The sequence below is a fragment of the Methanoculleus sp. MH98A genome, assembly GCF_000691865.1.
Classification (GTDB): Archaea; Halobacteriota; Methanomicrobia; order Methanomicrobiales; family Methanoculleaceae; genus Methanoculleus.
This window is the reverse complement of sequence record NZ_JMIO01000016.1, coordinates 1-14,147: the sequence shown is the minus strand read 5'-3', so window position 1 is coordinate 14,147 and position 14,147 is coordinate 1. Positions and strand designations below refer to the sequence as shown.

26 protein-coding genes are annotated in these 14,147 nt (G+C 61.3%); all 26 read right to left on the bottom strand.

Features of this window, described 5'->3' with window-relative positions:
* Positions 1 to 227: 227 nt before the first annotated feature.
* Positions 228 to 1,661, bottom strand: coding sequence for a preprotein translocase subunit SecY (secY, locus tag EI28_RS03410; protein ID WP_048112662.1), 1,434 nt, complete (start codon positions 1,659 to 1,661; stop codon positions 228 to 230).
* Between the two features lie 21 nt (positions 1,662 to 1,682).
* A complete protein-coding gene (locus tag EI28_RS03405) occupies positions 1,683 to 2,108 on the bottom strand; it encodes an uL15m family ribosomal protein (protein ID WP_048112660.1) in 426 nt (141 codons plus the stop codon).
* Between the two features lie 5 nt (positions 2,109 to 2,113).
* The gene (locus EI28_RS03400; protein ID WP_048112658.1) at positions 2,114 to 2,575 is read right to left on the bottom strand and encodes a 50S ribosomal protein L30; all 462 of its coding nucleotides are present in this window, start codon (positions 2,573 to 2,575) and stop codon (positions 2,114 to 2,116) included.
* Positions 2,575 to 3,192 (bottom strand): 30S ribosomal protein S5, encoded by a 618-nt coding sequence (locus EI28_RS03395; protein ID WP_048112656.1) that lies wholly within the window; start codon positions 3,190 to 3,192, stop codon positions 2,575 to 2,577. The genes EI28_RS03400 and EI28_RS03395 overlap by 1 nt, the downstream gene beginning before the upstream one ends.
* Position 3,193: 1 nt before the next feature.
* On the bottom strand, positions 3,194 to 3,721 hold the full coding sequence (locus EI28_RS03390; RefSeq protein ID WP_048112654.1) for a 50S ribosomal protein L18: 528 nt from the start codon (positions 3,719 to 3,721) through the stop codon (positions 3,194 to 3,196).
* Positions 3,721 to 4,173, bottom strand: a complete 453-nt coding sequence (locus tag EI28_RS03385; protein ID WP_048112652.1) for a 50S ribosomal protein L19e — start codon at positions 4,171 to 4,173, stop codon at positions 3,721 to 3,723. Before EI28_RS03385 ends, EI28_RS03390 begins: the two co-directional genes overlap by 1 nt.
* Positions 4,166 to 4,600 carry a 50S ribosomal protein L32e gene (locus EI28_RS03380; protein ID WP_048112650.1) on the bottom strand — a complete coding sequence of 145 codons (435 nt, stop codon included), beginning with the start codon at positions 4,598 to 4,600 and terminating at the stop codon, positions 4,166 to 4,168. Before EI28_RS03380 ends, EI28_RS03385 begins: the two co-directional genes overlap by 8 nt.
* 5 nt (positions 4,601 to 4,605) lie before the next feature.
* Positions 4,606 to 5,130, bottom strand: coding sequence for a 50S ribosomal protein L6 (locus EI28_RS03375; protein ID WP_082223065.1), 525 nt, complete (start codon positions 5,128 to 5,130; stop codon positions 4,606 to 4,608).
* A 15-nt stretch (positions 5,131 to 5,145) separates the two neighbouring features.
* Positions 5,146 to 5,538 carry a 30S ribosomal protein S8 gene (locus EI28_RS03370; protein ID WP_048112646.1) on the bottom strand — a complete coding sequence of 131 codons (393 nt, stop codon included), beginning with the start codon at positions 5,536 to 5,538 and terminating at the stop codon, positions 5,146 to 5,148.
* 12 nt (positions 5,539 to 5,550) lie between these two features.
* On the bottom strand, positions 5,551 to 5,730 hold the full coding sequence (locus tag EI28_RS03365; protein ID WP_011843421.1) for a 30S ribosomal protein S14: 180 nt from the start codon (positions 5,728 to 5,730) through the stop codon (positions 5,551 to 5,553).
* A 3-nt stretch (positions 5,731 to 5,733) separates the two neighbouring features.
* Positions 5,734 to 6,237, bottom strand: coding sequence for a 50S ribosomal protein L5 (locus EI28_RS03360; protein WP_048112645.1), 504 nt, complete (start codon positions 6,235 to 6,237; stop codon positions 5,734 to 5,736).
* Positions 6,234 to 6,962 carry a 30S ribosomal protein S4e gene (locus tag EI28_RS03355; RefSeq protein ID WP_048112644.1) on the bottom strand — a complete coding sequence of 243 codons (729 nt, stop codon included), beginning with the start codon at positions 6,960 to 6,962 and terminating at the stop codon, positions 6,234 to 6,236. The genes EI28_RS03360 and EI28_RS03355 overlap by 4 nt, the downstream gene beginning before the upstream one ends.
* The gene (rplX, locus tag EI28_RS03350; RefSeq protein ID WP_048112643.1) at positions 6,962 to 7,327 is read right to left on the bottom strand and encodes a 50S ribosomal protein L24; all 366 of its coding nucleotides are present in this window, start codon (positions 7,325 to 7,327) and stop codon (positions 6,962 to 6,964) included. Before rplX ends, EI28_RS03355 begins: the two co-directional genes overlap by 1 nt.
* Before the next feature lie 12 nt (positions 7,328 to 7,339).
* Complete coding sequence (rpl14p, locus tag EI28_RS03345) at positions 7,340 to 7,738, bottom strand: 50S ribosomal protein L14 (protein ID WP_011843417.1); 399 nt, start codon at positions 7,736 to 7,738, stop codon at positions 7,340 to 7,342.
* Positions 7,735 to 8,061 carry a 30S ribosomal protein S17 gene (locus EI28_RS03340; protein ID WP_048112642.1) on the bottom strand — a complete coding sequence of 109 codons (327 nt, stop codon included), beginning with the start codon at positions 8,059 to 8,061 and terminating at the stop codon, positions 7,735 to 7,737. The genes rpl14p and EI28_RS03340 overlap by 4 nt, the downstream gene beginning before the upstream one ends.
* Positions 8,062 to 8,074: 13 nt before the next feature.
* The gene (gene rnp1 / locus EI28_RS03335; RefSeq protein WP_011843415.1) at positions 8,075 to 8,347 is read right to left on the bottom strand and encodes a ribonuclease P protein component 1; all 273 of its coding nucleotides are present in this window, start codon (positions 8,345 to 8,347) and stop codon (positions 8,075 to 8,077) included.
* Positions 8,344 to 8,547: a 50S ribosomal protein L29 gene (gene rpmC, locus EI28_RS03330; protein ID WP_048112641.1), complete on the bottom strand. Its 204-nt coding sequence runs from the start codon at positions 8,545 to 8,547 to the stop codon at positions 8,344 to 8,346. The genes rnp1 and rpmC overlap by 4 nt, the downstream gene beginning before the upstream one ends.
* Positions 8,548 to 9,252 (bottom strand): 30S ribosomal protein S3, encoded by a 705-nt coding sequence (locus tag EI28_RS03325; protein WP_048112639.1) that lies wholly within the window; start codon positions 9,250 to 9,252, stop codon positions 8,548 to 8,550.
* Complete coding sequence (locus tag EI28_RS03320) at positions 9,252 to 9,713, bottom strand: 50S ribosomal protein L22 (protein WP_052379650.1); 462 nt, start codon at positions 9,711 to 9,713, stop codon at positions 9,252 to 9,254. Before EI28_RS03320 ends, EI28_RS03325 begins: the two co-directional genes overlap by 1 nt.
* A gap of 5 nt (positions 9,714 to 9,718) precedes the next feature.
* Positions 9,719 to 10,132, bottom strand: coding sequence for a 30S ribosomal protein S19 (locus EI28_RS03315; RefSeq protein WP_048112635.1), 414 nt, complete (start codon positions 10,130 to 10,132; stop codon positions 9,719 to 9,721).
* A 10-nt stretch (positions 10,133 to 10,142) separates the two neighbouring features.
* Entirely contained in the window at positions 10,143 to 10,862 is a 720-nt protein-coding gene (locus EI28_RS03310) for a 50S ribosomal protein L2 (protein ID WP_048112632.1), read from the bottom strand.
* Positions 10,863 to 10,873: 11 nt separating this feature from the next.
* On the bottom strand, positions 10,874 to 11,122 hold the full coding sequence (locus EI28_RS03305) for a 50S ribosomal protein L23 (protein ID WP_048112630.1): 249 nt from the start codon (positions 11,120 to 11,122) through the stop codon (positions 10,874 to 10,876).
* Entirely contained in the window at positions 11,119 to 11,868 is a 750-nt protein-coding gene (gene rpl4p / locus EI28_RS03300) for a 50S ribosomal protein L4 (protein WP_048112628.1), read from the bottom strand. Before rpl4p ends, EI28_RS03305 begins: the two co-directional genes overlap by 4 nt.
* Before the next feature lie 6 nt (positions 11,869 to 11,874).
* Positions 11,875 to 12,888, bottom strand: a complete 1,014-nt coding sequence (locus EI28_RS03295; RefSeq protein ID WP_048112626.1) for a 50S ribosomal protein L3 — start codon at positions 12,886 to 12,888, stop codon at positions 11,875 to 11,877.
* A 3-nt stretch (positions 12,889 to 12,891) separates the two neighbouring features.
* Positions 12,892 to 13,173 carry a hypothetical protein gene (locus EI28_RS13925; protein WP_155937233.1) on the bottom strand — a complete coding sequence of 94 codons (282 nt, stop codon included), beginning with the start codon at positions 13,171 to 13,173 and terminating at the stop codon, positions 12,892 to 12,894.
* A 523-nt stretch (positions 13,174 to 13,696) separates the two neighbouring features.
* Positions 13,697 to 14,101 (bottom strand): Tfx family DNA-binding protein, encoded by a 405-nt coding sequence (locus tag EI28_RS03290; RefSeq protein ID WP_011843406.1) that lies wholly within the window; start codon positions 14,099 to 14,101, stop codon positions 13,697 to 13,699.
* Positions 14,102 to 14,147 lie beyond the last annotated feature (46 nt).

Here is a 14,147-nt window from a genome sequence, read left to right as displayed (position 1 = left end):
GAGGCACTTTTTCTCCAAGAGTAACTTCTCCGGCCTGACCCCCCGGGTCAGGCCCAACCCATTCTTAGTCGAAAAAGGTGCTGAGGCACCTTTTTCTCCAAGAGTAACTTCTCCGGCCTGACCCCCCGGGTCAGGCCCAACCCATTCTTAGTCGAAAAAGGTGCTGAGGCACCTTTTTCTCCAAGAGTAACTTCTCCGGCCTGACCCCCCGGGTCAGGCCTCCGAACTTACTCTTTCCCAAAGAACCCGCGCATGAACGGGTACATCTCCATGATCTGCTGGCTTGCGACCTCCTCGTAGAGGCGGTAGGTGATACTCACCGCAAGCAGCAGACCCGTTCCCCCGACCGCGCCTATCACACCGAAGAGGTTCGCGACGACCGAGAGAAGGCCGATGAACACACCGCCGATGACGGTGATCCGCGGGATGTAGCGGTCGAGGTACTTCACGAGCACCTGCTCACTCCGCCGGTAGCCGGGGATCTGCATCCCGCTTCTCTGGATCTGCCGGGCCACGTCCTTCGAGTCGAGGCCGGCGGTCTTGACCCAGAAGAGCGCGAAGATTGCGCCCCCGACCACCATGACGGTGACATCGATGCCCATCCGCAGCATGATCTCCCAGGGGGCGTGTCCGAGATCGGAGAGCCACCACATCCAGTCCTGGGGCTGGTTGATCGGCGCGATATACCACATCAGGCCGCTCGTCGGCATTTGTCCCTGGAACTCGCCGAAGATGGTTATTCCGGCGTTCGAGAGGAACATCCCGATCATCTGGATGTTCGCCTGCAGAACCCGGACGAGAATCATCGGCAGAACGCTCGCATAGATGAGCTTCACCGGGAACCGCGCACGAGCGCCGCGGACGGCGGTATGCGCGAGCGGGATCTCGACACGGGTCGACTCCACGTAGACGATGACCATGAAGATGGCGATCGTCGTGACGAGGGCGAGCAGGTCCGTCCCGAAGTACTCGAGGAAACTCGCTCCCGAGGTACCTATGGCGAACAGCCGCGGGAAGAACCCGATCGGGAAGGGATCGGTGCCCGTCTGCCAGTTCAGGAACCCGTTCACGAGACCCTGCGAGACCCCCGCAACGATGAAGAGCCCCACGCCCGAACCGACGCCCCACTTCGTGACGACCTCGTCCATCAGCACCACCAGAAGCCCGCCGAGGCAGACCTGGAGGAAGATCAGGAGCGAGACCGTGAGCATGTTTCCGCCGAAGAACTGCGTCGCCACCGTCGGGTCGGGCATCATCATCCCGCTCGCGACCATGGGGAACGCTTCGACGATGATCATCACGAAGATGAGCAACTTCTGCAGGCCCATATACATGACCTGCCCGCGTGCTTCGCTGGTATCGATCTGCAGGAGTCCGGCACCCTTGAGCAGCTGCAGCACGATCGACGCGGTGACGATCGGCCCGATACCGAGATGCAGGAGCGAACCGCTCGCACCGGCAAGCAGGGCACGGTACATTCCGAAAAGATCCTGTGACTGCGCAGAGAGTCCAAAGATATCGATGTTGGTCAATGAGAAGTAGAGAAGCAGGATGGCAAGCGTCCACATGAGTTTATTCTTGAAGTGGACGTGCCCTTCCGGCCCCCTGACTGCAGGCATCGCTGCAAGGATGGGTTCAAATCTATCCAGCAGATCTCCCATGGTTTCACCTAAAAAAGAAGATCAGACGGTCGTTGCCTGACCGCCCATCTCCTCGATTTTCGTCCGGGCACGTTCCGAGAACTCCCGGGCAGAGATACTCATTTTGTGGGTGACTCTTCCACCGCCGAGCACCTTCTCGATGCCGAGTTCGGCGGCGTCGAGGGCGATGAGATCGCCCTCTTGCGTGGCAAGCCCTTCACGAAGCAGCGCTTCGGCCATCTGGTCGATCTCACCGACATCGAGAGCGGATACCGGCACGGAAGTCTTGTTGATAAAACCGTGCTTACCGTTGGCTATCTCGCCCTTCAGGTAGAAGTGAGAGAAGCGGTGATCGCGCTGCCCGGCTCTACCCCGTCCACCCCTGTTGCCGGCGCCACGCCGGTTCTTGTGCGTACCGCCGCCGCAGGTCCGTGAACCCCTGTATTTGGATCTCTTGTTTACGGGCATCTGTCTCACCTCATCTTGTAGAGGAGATCGTTGATCTGGGGGCCATAGTAGCCGAGAGCTCCACCCTGCTGAAAGGTTCGCTTGATGGTTTTATAGCCCTTTCGAGGTGGGTGCAGTCTCAGCACCGGTTTGATCTCCACCAGGTCACGGAAACTCATCTCACCGTCGCAGAGCGCTGCCGCGAACTCGTCGATGCTGGCATACGGGGTATGCGCGCGGACGTACTCGTCGGTCAGCTTCTCATCCCCGGTCAGTCTGCCCCGGGTGCGCAGGAGGGTGGCCAGAGTATCCTTGTCAACCTCACCGTACGCCACGAAGTCCTTCACCTTGCGGATCATGCCCAGATACGCCGGGGTGTCGGGCACGAGGACGCAGTGGTTCACGTGGTGCAGGCGGAGCATCTTCAAGGTGTCCTTGATCTCGCGGTTGGTCTTGACCACGCCGCGCACCTGTACTACCGCATACATCACTCCGTCCCTCCGATCCGAACCATGTTCGTCTGCTTCAGCGCCTCAAACGTCGCCTTCGCATAGTTGATGGTCGTCCGGGTCTGTCCCCGGTTGAACGCCCAGACATCCTTGATGCCTGCAAGCGTCAGGACCTTCTTCGGGATATCCCCGGTCACGAGACCGATACCCTGCGGGGCGGGCTTCAGCGTCACCTTGACGCTGCCTGCCTTGCCGGTCACCTCGATCGGGATCGAGTGATCGGTGTCGCAACCGCATTCCCAGCTGCCGCAGCCGCGGGAGACCTTGATCAGATTCAGTTTTGCGTTTACGATTGCCTTCTGGATCGCGTTGCCGACCTGAACGTCCTTTCCCTGGCCGAACCCGACGTAGCCGTTCCTGTTGCCGACCACCACGACGGTGCGGAACTTCACACGGCGACCCGAGTCCGTCATCCGCTGGACCATGTTGATGTCCAGCACCTCGTCCTCCAGATCGGGCAGGAGGAGATCGACGATCTGCGGCTCCTTGATCGGCCTGCCGCTCGCGAGCACCTCATCGATACTGGTGATCTCGCCTGCGGCGACCATGCGCCCGAGACCGGTGAGCGGAATCCATTCTTCCTGTACGTATGCCATGTCACACCAGCTCCTTCTTGATGGCCTGAGCCACAGCCTCTACATTCGTTACCAGGTTGCCCGCCCGTTCGGGAGCATACTCCGCGATGTGGGCACCTTTGAGCCGCTCTTCATCGGGGAGGATCGATTCGCCGTAGGGGACGTCGAGACCCGCATCCACCGCTCCTTTGAGAGCCGCAAAGACACGCGCTCCGGGTTTTGCCCGGGCAAGCCCGATGTCGAGGATTGCCTCATCATACCCCGCGTTCAGCGCCTTGACCGCGAACAGCATCCCGGTCAGGTAGGCGGCCGGGGTGCTTGCAGTCGATCCCTCGTAGCCGTAGCCGGCGAGTTCGGCCGAGTATGCAGCCACCAGGGTGCTATCTCCTTCGACCTCGGGAACGACCAGCTGTACGATGATCTGCCGGTTCGTCTTCCGGACGACCATCCTCGGCGTTCCTGACGACAGGAGCGACATCCGCTTGTAGTAGTCGGTTTTGCCCTCGTGCCTTCTCCGGAAGGGCACGAAGTATCTTGGGCCGGTTGCCATTATTTCATCCTCCCTGCCGTTATCTCAATCTGAGCCTCAAGGTGCGACACACTCCGGAACTGGCCTCCGGAAGCACGCCGGTACATCAGGCGGTAGAGACTCCGGTCGATTGTACCTTCTTCACGCATCTCGCGCAGAGTGCGGCGTTGTGCACGGATCTTCCTGATCCATGACCGTTTGCTGGAACCGCGCGCTCCGGCAGCACCCTTCCTCCGCCCCGGACCTTTCCGGTGGCCGTAGGAACGCTTTGCTATCCGCACGCGGGCCCGGCCGCGGCTGTTCCCCTTCACGGGGTTCGCCCGGATCGCGCCTTCCCCGATAAGCTCGCGCAGGTCGTTTCTCGAGATCGCTGCCTCGATATCTGTCTGGCGCTCGGGATCGAACCAGACACGGTTGACCCCGCACTTGAGAATGGCGGCCGCCATTCGCTTCTGGCTGGCGAGATCACTCATCCTCGTTCACCTCTTCTTCTTCGGCTGCGGCAGGTGCCTCAGCCGCGGGAGTGAGGTCTTTTGCGTTCAGGACCTTGAGCCCGAGTTCCAGAGCCCGTTCCTGAATCGCTCCACGCTTCCTGTTGCCCACGGATCCGGCGATCCGGACGGCCTGGGTCTCCGGGTTCAGATCAACAAGATCCGCCGGTGTAAAGACCCGGACCTCCGCATAGCCGCTCGGGTGCATGCCGCGAACTGCGGCAGGGCTGCCGTATCCCGGCCGGGGGAGGGCACCCTTCGCGCTGAACTGCCGCCTCTGCTTGTTGTGCAGACCACGCGGACGCCGCCAGACATCTGCCAGCCTCGATTTTCGGTGAAGGCCTCGCCTCTTGAAGGCAGGCTTGTTGTGCCGGGTGCGGACGCGGATCAGTCTTCTTGTTTCGTCCATTGTTTTCACGCCCTCTCGGTGATGTAGATGCCGTCCTGGAACACCCGGGGATCGCGCTTCGTGATCCTTGTCGCGTGCTCGATGTTTGCGGCCGTGTTGCCCACCTTCTCCTTGTCGATACCGGTGATAGTCACCTCATCGTTTCCGATCTTGACGGTGACGCCCTCGATGATCTTTGCGATCCGGGGCTGCTTCTCGCCGAGGAAGTTGGTGATCTCGAGGCGGTTGCCCTGCTGCTTGAGCTGGATCGGGAAGTGGCTGTAGACCACTTTCATCCGGTACTCGTAGCCGTCGGCGACACCCCGGATCATGTTCTTCGCATGGGCCTCGAGCGTGCCGGTCATGGCAAGGATCCGCTTCTTGTCGGATGCCGTGGAGACGACGACTTCGCCGCCTTCGACCTTGAGGTCGATCTGCGGGAAGCGCATGTCGCGGACCAGCGTGCCCTTCGGTCCGGAGACCGTGAGCATACCGCCGTCGAGCGTGACGTCAACGCCGGGAGGGATTTCGACCTGTCGTGTTATTGCCATACTCATCTCCCTCCTTTAGTAGACATATCCCAGCAGCTGCCCGCCGATCCCTTCGTTCCGTGCCTCTGCATGGGAGATGACTCCCTTCGAGGTGGAGACGATCAGGATGCCGAAGTTCTTCGCGGGAAGATACTGCGACTCCCAGTATTCCATATCAGCCATCGCCACCGGGAACCGGGGGGTGATGGCGCCACACTTATTGATCGTTCCGGAGAGCTGGACCCGGAACTGGCCGCCGCGACCGTCGTCGATGAACTCGAAGCCGCTGATAAAGCCGTTTTCCTGCATGACGCGGAGCATTGCGCCGAGAAGCTTGCTTGCGGGTTCTACAATAACCTCGCCCTTTCCAGCATCTCCGGCATTCTTGATCGTGCTCATCGCGTCAGCGATTGGATTCAGTCGTGCCATGTTCTCTAACCCCTAGTTCATCTTCTTGAAGCCCATCTTGCTCGCCCACTCGCGGAAGCACTGGCGGCAGAAGTAGATGCCGTACTTCCGTACAAGGCCCTGCTTCCGGCCGCAGATGCGGCACTCGTTCGCGCCGCGGCCGAACTTCCGTACGTTCGCACCCGTTGCAGGTGCTCCTGACTCTTCTGCCATTCCTTACACCTCCACCTGGTAGTGCTCGCGCATGAACGCGATGGCTTCCTCTTTATTCACTTTCTGATCCGCCGGCAGTTTCCTGCGCTCGACGCTTCTCCGTGCGATCCGTGCGCCCTTGTACTCGAGCACCACGTTGACGTCCATGCCGTAGATACCGATTGTCGGATCGTAGGACATGCCCGGAAAGTCGGTGTGCTCTTCGATACCGAAGGAGACGTTTCCCGTGCGGTCGAACTGCGTGGGTCCAAGCCGCCGCTCGATGATATCGAGGGCGGTCGTGATGAACTTCTCGGCGTTATCCCGGCGCAGGGTGACCTTGCACCCGATGGGTGCGCCCTTCCTGATACCGAACGCCGGCTGGGTCCGCTTTGCGATCGTGCGAACGGGCTTCTGGCCGGTGATCTGTTTTACGAGATCTTCCGCCTTGACCAGCCGCTCGCCGCTCTCTCCGACGCCCATGTGCACGACGACCTTATCGATGTAGATATCCTTCATCGCGGTCATGCCGTCGCCTCCAGTTCGGGTGCTATCGCGGAGCGGCCGACCATGAAGACGTACTCTTCGATGGTCTCGAACCGCTCGCCGGCCGAATCGTCCGCGAGGATGACGCGGTTCGGGACGGAACTTGCCGTCCTGACGATCTCGACGATCCTCGCGACCTTGCCGGAGTGCTTTCCGCCGACGATCATGGCCACGTTGCCTTCCGCGAAGGGGAAGTGGTCGACGACCCTGAACCGGTCTTCGCCGTCCGTCCCGAGGGTCACGACGACGGAGTCCTTTGCCTTATAGGTGTTGTCGGCGAGGACGTTTGCACCGAACGCGAGGTTCAGCTGCACCTTGCCGCCCTTGATGGTGGTCTTGTTCCGGATCTTGCAGAGCCGGGTCTTTGCGGACTCCGCCGGGATCTCGACGGCGACCAGATTGCCCCGCACGTCGAGCTGGATGCGGTAGTGCTTCCCGATCTTGGGGATCGAGACGATATCAAAGACGCCGAGGCCCATCCGCGGGTCCTTGCAGGTCCGCCCGTTGACGAGCACATCACGCTGGTGCAGGATCTTTTTGGCCTCGCTCGCGTTCTGTGCAAGACCGACGTGCTCGCGGAGCCAGACCCCGATCGGCAGAGCGCCGGCGTTGTGGGGACCGGGGGCGGTCTTCATGACGAATTTCTGTACTTTCTTCGGGATGTGCCAGGAGCCAGGGGCTACCAGCCGCTTGAGATATTTGGACATTATGCTCCGCCTCCGAGCCTCTCCTCACGTAGTTTGTCTTTCAGGTTCAGTTTCGTGATCTGCACGTTCGAGGGATCGACCGGGCGGGGAACCTCGGTTCCGTCCGCCTTCGTCACCATCACGCCGTGCACGACCAGCCGGCACGTCTTCATGTCCACCGCATCGACGACGCCTTCGTCGCCGGCAAAGTCTCCACGGAGCACTTTCACGGTGTCGCCCTTGACCACACGGGTTCTCCGGGTGCTGAATTTCCCGCGGAGTTCGGGGGAGAGCGACGCGGAGAGGAAACGGCCCCGGGTGTGGTTCGGTGCGTTGTAACGCGCCTTGCGCTGTTTTCTCGGCTGTTTGCTAACTATGCGTACCATTCTTACCACACCTTACACGATTGTCGTCGCCATGGAGGCGATCTTTGGGAAACGCTCCGCGATCTCGCGGGGTACAGCCCCCTTGATCTCGGTTCCCTTCGGCTCGCCGCGCTCGTTGATGAGCACCATGGCGTTGTCCTCGAACGAGAGACGGATGCCGTTCGGGCGGCGGATCTCCTTCTTCTGCCGGATGACCACTGCCTTCTCGAGTTTCCGCCGCATGTCGGGGGTGCCCTTCTTGACGCTCACGGTCGCGACGTCGCCGAGGCCCAGGCAGGGCTGCCGCCGCCGGACACCGTGGTAACGGTCGACCGAGACGACCTCCACAAGCCGTGCGCCGGTGTTGTCGGAGCAGACCATCCTGGAGCCGGTGGCGAGGGCGCGCGGAATCTTTGCCTGCATCGCCTTCATTCCGTCATCACCTCGACCACAACGAAGTTCGTTGTCTTTGAAAGCGGACGACACTCCGCGATCCGGACCACGTCGCCCACGCCGGCGTTGATGCAGGGCGTGCTGTGGGCATGGTACCGGGATCTGCGTTTCTCGTACCGCTTGTATTTCTTGACGTAGTGGAGGAACTCACGCTCCACAACGACGGTACCGTTCATACGGTCGCTCACGACTTTGCCGGTAATCACCTGGCCGCGTACCGGCAAAGTGCCGTGAAACGGACAATTTGCGTCCTCACATTCCGTTTCCGGAATGGGAACGTCCAACCCAATGTTTCGTGCCATTATTCATCCTCGTTTATCTGATGCGCATGCCGATCCGCCGTTCCGGCTGAGTCTCCAGGCTCGACCCGTCGACGTCGACGGTCGTGCCGTCGGGAAGCCGGAAGCGGAACACGCTGAACCGTTTCGGTATCTGCTTTTCTCCCCGCCCGGTCAGGATAACCAGGGTATTTCGGGTCTCATCGGTGACGCGCCCGGATACCCCGGCATGACCCGGGTTGCTCGCACGAACGACCAGAACGTCCAGCCCGATCAACTCGTGCCGAAGGACGTTCTGGGGAGAGATCATGCGTTCCTCCGTTCGTTCTGCTCGGTGCGGATGCGCGCAATCGTCCTCTTAACCTCGCGGATCCTTCCGGGGTTCTCGGTGGCACCGCCGGCGCTGACCTTGCCGCGCTCCTGGATCAGTTCGAGAGAGAGTTTCTGCTCCTGCTCGAGAAGTTCGGTGTCGGAGAGCTGTTTCACTTCACGCGCCCGAAAGATTGCCATCTATACCTCCTCCTCGTACTCCGCGCCGGAGATCTCCTCGAACTCTTCCTCGAAGACCTCTTCACCGACCTCTTCGGGCTCGATGGGTTCCGCCGGAGCCTGTTTCGGCTCGGGCTCGAGGACGTCGAAGGCATCGGGCAGCCGTGCATCCGGCGGGACGATCTTGACCTGAACCCCGATGGTTCCGAGTTTCTTGATCGCAAGCGCGTAGCCCTTCTCGACGATCGTCTCGCTGGGTTCGCCGCAGTGCTTGATGTAGCCCGCGGTGAACTTCTGGGTCCGCGACCGCGCGCCGGTCAGTTTCCCGGCGACGATGACCTCGCAGCCGAGCGCACCGGACTCCATGATCCGGCGGATCGTGCTCTGTCCGGCCTTTCTGAAGTACCAGCCGCGTTCAAGGGCGTTTGCCAGCCTCTCCGCCATGATCTGGGCGTTGAAGTTGGGGTTCTGGACCTGCTGGACTTCCACCTGCGGGGACTCGATCTCGTAGTCGGTGGCGAGGTCCTGCGTCAGCTGGCGAACCTGCTTGCCGCCTTTCCCGATCACGATACCGGGCTTCTCCGCGAAGATCGTCACCTGGGTGCCGAGCGGCGTCCGGGTGATATCCATGCCGCCGTATCCTGCGCGCTTGAGTTCCTTCGTGAGGAACTTCTCGACGCGGACGTTGCGCACGCCTTCAGTGATAAATTTCTTCTCGATTGCCATTACGCCACCTCGGTCACGACGATCTCGATGTTCACGGTCTCCCTGCGCTTCGGAGTAGCGCGACCCATCGCACGCGGGAAGAATGCCCGGAGGCCACGGCCGGTGTTGGCGGCGACGTGATCGATCCGGAGGTTTTCGACATCAAGACCGATGTACTCGGCGTTCTTCTCGACGGATTCGAGCAGCCTGATGTAGGCCTCTGCCGCCTTGACCGGATACCGGCCGGCGGGCCACTTCGAGAGCCCCCGCTTGTGCGCGACGTTCCGGTTGAACCGCTTGAAGGGGATGGCCTTCTTCAGCGCCACCACGTCGGCGAGGTATGCCTTTGCTTCGGTGGTGGTCATGTTCTTGATGAACCTGGCAATCTCGATCGAGTGCTTGGGAGAGACGGGAAGTTCGTTCGCTTTTGCGCGAGCGACGTTCTCGCCCTCAATCCTTGCTGAATATTCTGTTCTTGCCATAGCCATCACTTCAGCGGTACGTATTTACTCGACCGGGTCGCACCGATACCGGCGCTGCCGTGAGCGACCCTCCTGCGGGTCAGTGCAAACTCCCCAAGGTAGTGGAAGACTGCCTCGGGCTGGATCTCCACCTTCTGGAACTCCTTGCCGTTGTGGATCTCAATGGTTCTCCCCACCATCTCGGGCATGATAATCATGTCGCGCAGGTGGGTACGGATGTTCTCGTCCCCGGACCGGAGATCCGCGAGGAGTTTCTCGTGCTCCCTGGAGAGGCCCCGGTCGAACTTCCTGCGTGCCCTGGCCGGCATGAGCGGCAGCAGCTCGGAGAGAGCCATCTGCTGCAGGTCCGCAACGGAGTAGCCGCGATAGGTGAACTCCTCGCGGCGCCGCGGCATTCTCTTCTGTGTCTTCTTTGCCATGCTTCACCCCTCACTTCTTCCACTTGCCGGTTCTCCGGGCGGCAACATGCCCGACCTTTCTTCCCGGGGACGTGCCGCGGGCGACGGTCTTGGGCCGTCCGCAGTGCTGGTGCCCACCGCCACCGAACGGGTGGTCGATGACGTTCATGCAGACACCCTTGACGCGAGGCCACTTCTCGGAGGAGGACCTGACGTGGAAGTGCTTCTTTCCTGCCTTGACGAACGGTTTTTCGCCCCGTCCGCCGCCGGCAACGATACCGACGGTTGCCATGCAGGCACCGTTGAACCACTTGTTCTTGCCGCTCGGCATCCGAACACCGACCCTGCCGTCGTCGGCCTTGCCGATGACGAGAGCCTGAACACCGCTCGAACGGACGAACTTGCCGCCGTCGTTGGGCCTGGCTTCGATGTTACAGACGTATGCGCCGACCGGGATTTCCCGGAGCGGCAGGGTGTTGCCGTTCTTCACCGTGCCCCCCGTGCCCCAGGAGACCGCATCCCCGACACCGAGCCCCTCGGTGGCGAGGACGTAGATCTTCTCGCCGCTATCGAGCCTGGCGAGAGCGATCGGTGCGTGGCGGGCCGGGTCGTGCTCGATGTCGATGACGCTCCCGGAGACCAGGGTGTCGTTCTTTCCTGCGTGCCGCAGCGCGGCCTTATACCGGTGCGACGGTGCACGGTAGGTTGGGCCGCCTTTTCCGCGGTTCTGTGCTATGATTCTATGTGCCATCGTCACTCACCTTACATGATTCCCAGTCGGCTGAGAATCTCTTCAGCCGCCTTCGCGTCCGCAAACGTTACAATGGCCTTCTTTTCGCCTTTCATGGTCATCATCGTGCGGACGCTGGCCACTTCCTGTTCGAAGGCCGATTCCAGCTCGCGCTTGATGTCCGACTTCGTGGCATCTCTCTGCACGATAAACTGGAGTTTGCTCTCGCCTTCGAGCATCATCGTTGCTTTTTCAGTAACGAACGGGTATTTCAGTATCATGAGAACTCCTCCAGCCTCCTGATTGCAGATTCCGTCCAGACCGTCAGCCGTCCTGCCTGCGTGCCGGGTGCCAGCAGTTCGGCGTTGAGCTGGTCGACCGCCACGGCATCGACGCCCGCAAGGTTCCGGGCTGCCCGGAGCGGTTCGCCGCCGGTGACGATGAGAACGCTCTTGCGCTGCTTGTAGCGCCGGCCACGCATGGTGCCGCGCCCTGCACGGACCTTCCGGCTGCCCTTCGCCCGCTCGACGTCGGCATAGACACCGAGTGCCGTGAGCGCCGTGATGACGTCGCCCGTGCGGGTGATCTCCTCGAACCGGTCCTCGAAGACCAGCGGGAGGTCAGCCTCGAAGAGGTGCCCGCGTTCCCTGACAAGGTCGGGGTAGGTGCTGGCGGCGACGGCGGACCTGAGCGCTTTGCGCTTCTCTTTGCGGTTGATCTCTTTGACGAGGATCTTCTCGACCTTCGGCGGATGCGCTGCGCGCCCGCCGGTTGCCTGCGGAACCCTGGCCACCCTGCTGCCGTTCTTCAGGCGGGGGACCTGGGCGGCACCCCGGCCGCTGCCCCAGGACTCTGCGGAGGTGCGCATGCCCGCATAGGGGTTTGTTCCGTGCGGCTGAAACCGGGTGCTCTGGAGCGCGAGGACTGCCCGCTTAATCAGGTCGGGCCTGTATTCTTCAGTAAAGATCTCCGGGAGATCGATTTCGTGGGCGATCTCGCCCGTCAGTGTTCGAACCTGTGCCTTCATCGCTGCTCACCCCTGCTGGCTCTGCACGCTGACGAAATTGATCGCCGGCGTGCGAACGGTGTGTTCACCCTGCCGTATCGCGGACCGTATCCGGACCAGCCGCTTGTTCGGCCCCGGGACGGAACCCTTGATCAGCACGTAGGGGCCGCGCACGAGACCGTAGTGCAGGAACCCGCCTGTCGGCGTTATCTCGTCGCCGTCGGTGCCGATCTTCAAGATCCGCTTGTTGAACTCGGTGCGCTGCTGGTAACCCATCTGGCCCATCTGGGGCACCTGCCACCGGACGTGGTGCGGGTGCCAGGGACCGAGGTTGCCGATGTGGCGCTTCTTGCCGCCGCGGGAGTGTTTCCGCTTCCGGACCTGAACACCCCACCGCTTGACGGGGCCTTCCGTACCCTTACCGGTGGTGACGGCGGTCACGTCGACGTACTCGCCGACCTCGAGGTTCCCGGAGATCGTGATCTCCTTTCCGAGGATCTCGGCGGCGTAGGCGATCTGGTCTTCGAGGCTTCCGCCGGCAATCCGCATCTCCATCAGGTCGGGGACCTTCTTCGGGACGCCGGTGAGTTCCATGGGCCGGGTGTAGGCCAGGGCGTAGAGTTCCGAGACCTTGCCTTCGCCGACGGCGGCCTTGACGGCTTCGAGGGCGGCGGCGGTGTCGTGGTTTTTCGGGACGTTGATCCGGCGGGACAACTCCTCGTCGAGATCGGTCGTCCACGCTTCGGTCAGCGCGTGCTTTCCGTAGGTATCTTCACCGTATGCACGCACGCCGGCCACCCGCATGGGCGGAACCTCGACCACGGTCACCGGCACCATCACGTCCTTGCCTTCGGTGGGGCTGCTCTTGTGGTCATCGACCATGATGACGTGGGTCATTCCCACCTTGTACCCTGCAAATCCCTGCACGGCCGGGGCTCCCGTATACTCCGGCCATGAGCCGTAGCGCGGAACCTGGCTTTTTGCCCGCTTTCTCGGGCTGTACGCGAGGGATCCTCTGCGTGGTCTGTTTATCTTCGGCATTTTTCAATCAACCCTTCGTGCGTTGTAGCGTGAGGCATCGACTGCAGGCTCGCTGCAGTGCGATGCGTGCGCCGGGCTCCGTGCCGGACGCACCGGCACGATAAGCCTCTGGCGAACCCGGATGGGGCGGGACATCGAACGCCACGCCATGTTGCCGTAGCGTAAGGGATACAGTTGATGGAGGCAGCGGAACGTGAAGTCACAGAGACATTCGTCTCTGTGCGCCTCGACCGCTCTCTCTGCTGCCGTCCCGGTGTGCACCGGGTGCATTCCAGTCGTCGCCAATAGATCCTGACTCTTCGACGCTCCCGGGAACACTCTTCCCGGAACCGGGCGCGCTGCACTGGCGTTGGCCCAGCGTCTCGATCAGATCCAGCTCCTGTCATCCCGTTGTGACGAGCACAACTCCATATCGACATCGGCCCTCCGTGAGGAGGGTTCGACCTTGTCTCTGGTACCTCCTGCACCCCCGCCGCGAGTCCTCAAGTCGCACATATGCGATATGAGAACCCATTCCAGGAATCAGAGGCACGTACGGTGCCGGCTGCCCCCCGGATCCGGGCGGAATCGTGCAGAGCGGTTTCTTAAACATTACTTAAAATGAGATATAAACCTTGTTATCGGATCTTTTGGGATTTTGCGCAAAACGCCTCGTTGCTGCAGGCGCGGCACCGGTTCGCCCGACCGGGCGGCCGGGCGGATGAACGAAGGGCTGCAATGGTTGCGTTCATAGTGCGTGGGCGCGAGGCATGCTCCCGCAGGGCTCCCGCTCCCGCACGGAGCCCGTGTGCGCGCCCACTAAACCGTATCACCCGAAGTAGAGATCGCCGTCTTTGTTGATATAGATCTCAACATCCTCGCGAACCTGCCTCCCCCTGAACCGCTCGGGGTTTGCGTCCCTGAGCCTGTTTATGAGCGAGATCGTGTCGTATTTGACCTTCAATCCCTGCTTCTCCGCTTCGGCGTAGATGTACTCCGGTGCCTTGAGCAGGTCGAGGCCGCTTTCAAGCGTACAGAGATGCACGGCGTCGAGGGTGTAGAGGAATTCAAGCGTCTCGCGTGCACGCGAGATATTCTCGAGAGCAGCTTTTTCGATGGTGCAGACATTGGCTTTTGAGGTGTGGATGATCTCCGCAATCTGCTGTTGCGTCAGCCCTTTCTTCCGGTAGCGCAACACTTCCTTCTGGCGATCGGTGAGCAGACCTTGTTTCATCAAATATATATGGACGGTGTAAATTTAAACACTTTCCCTTAACCCT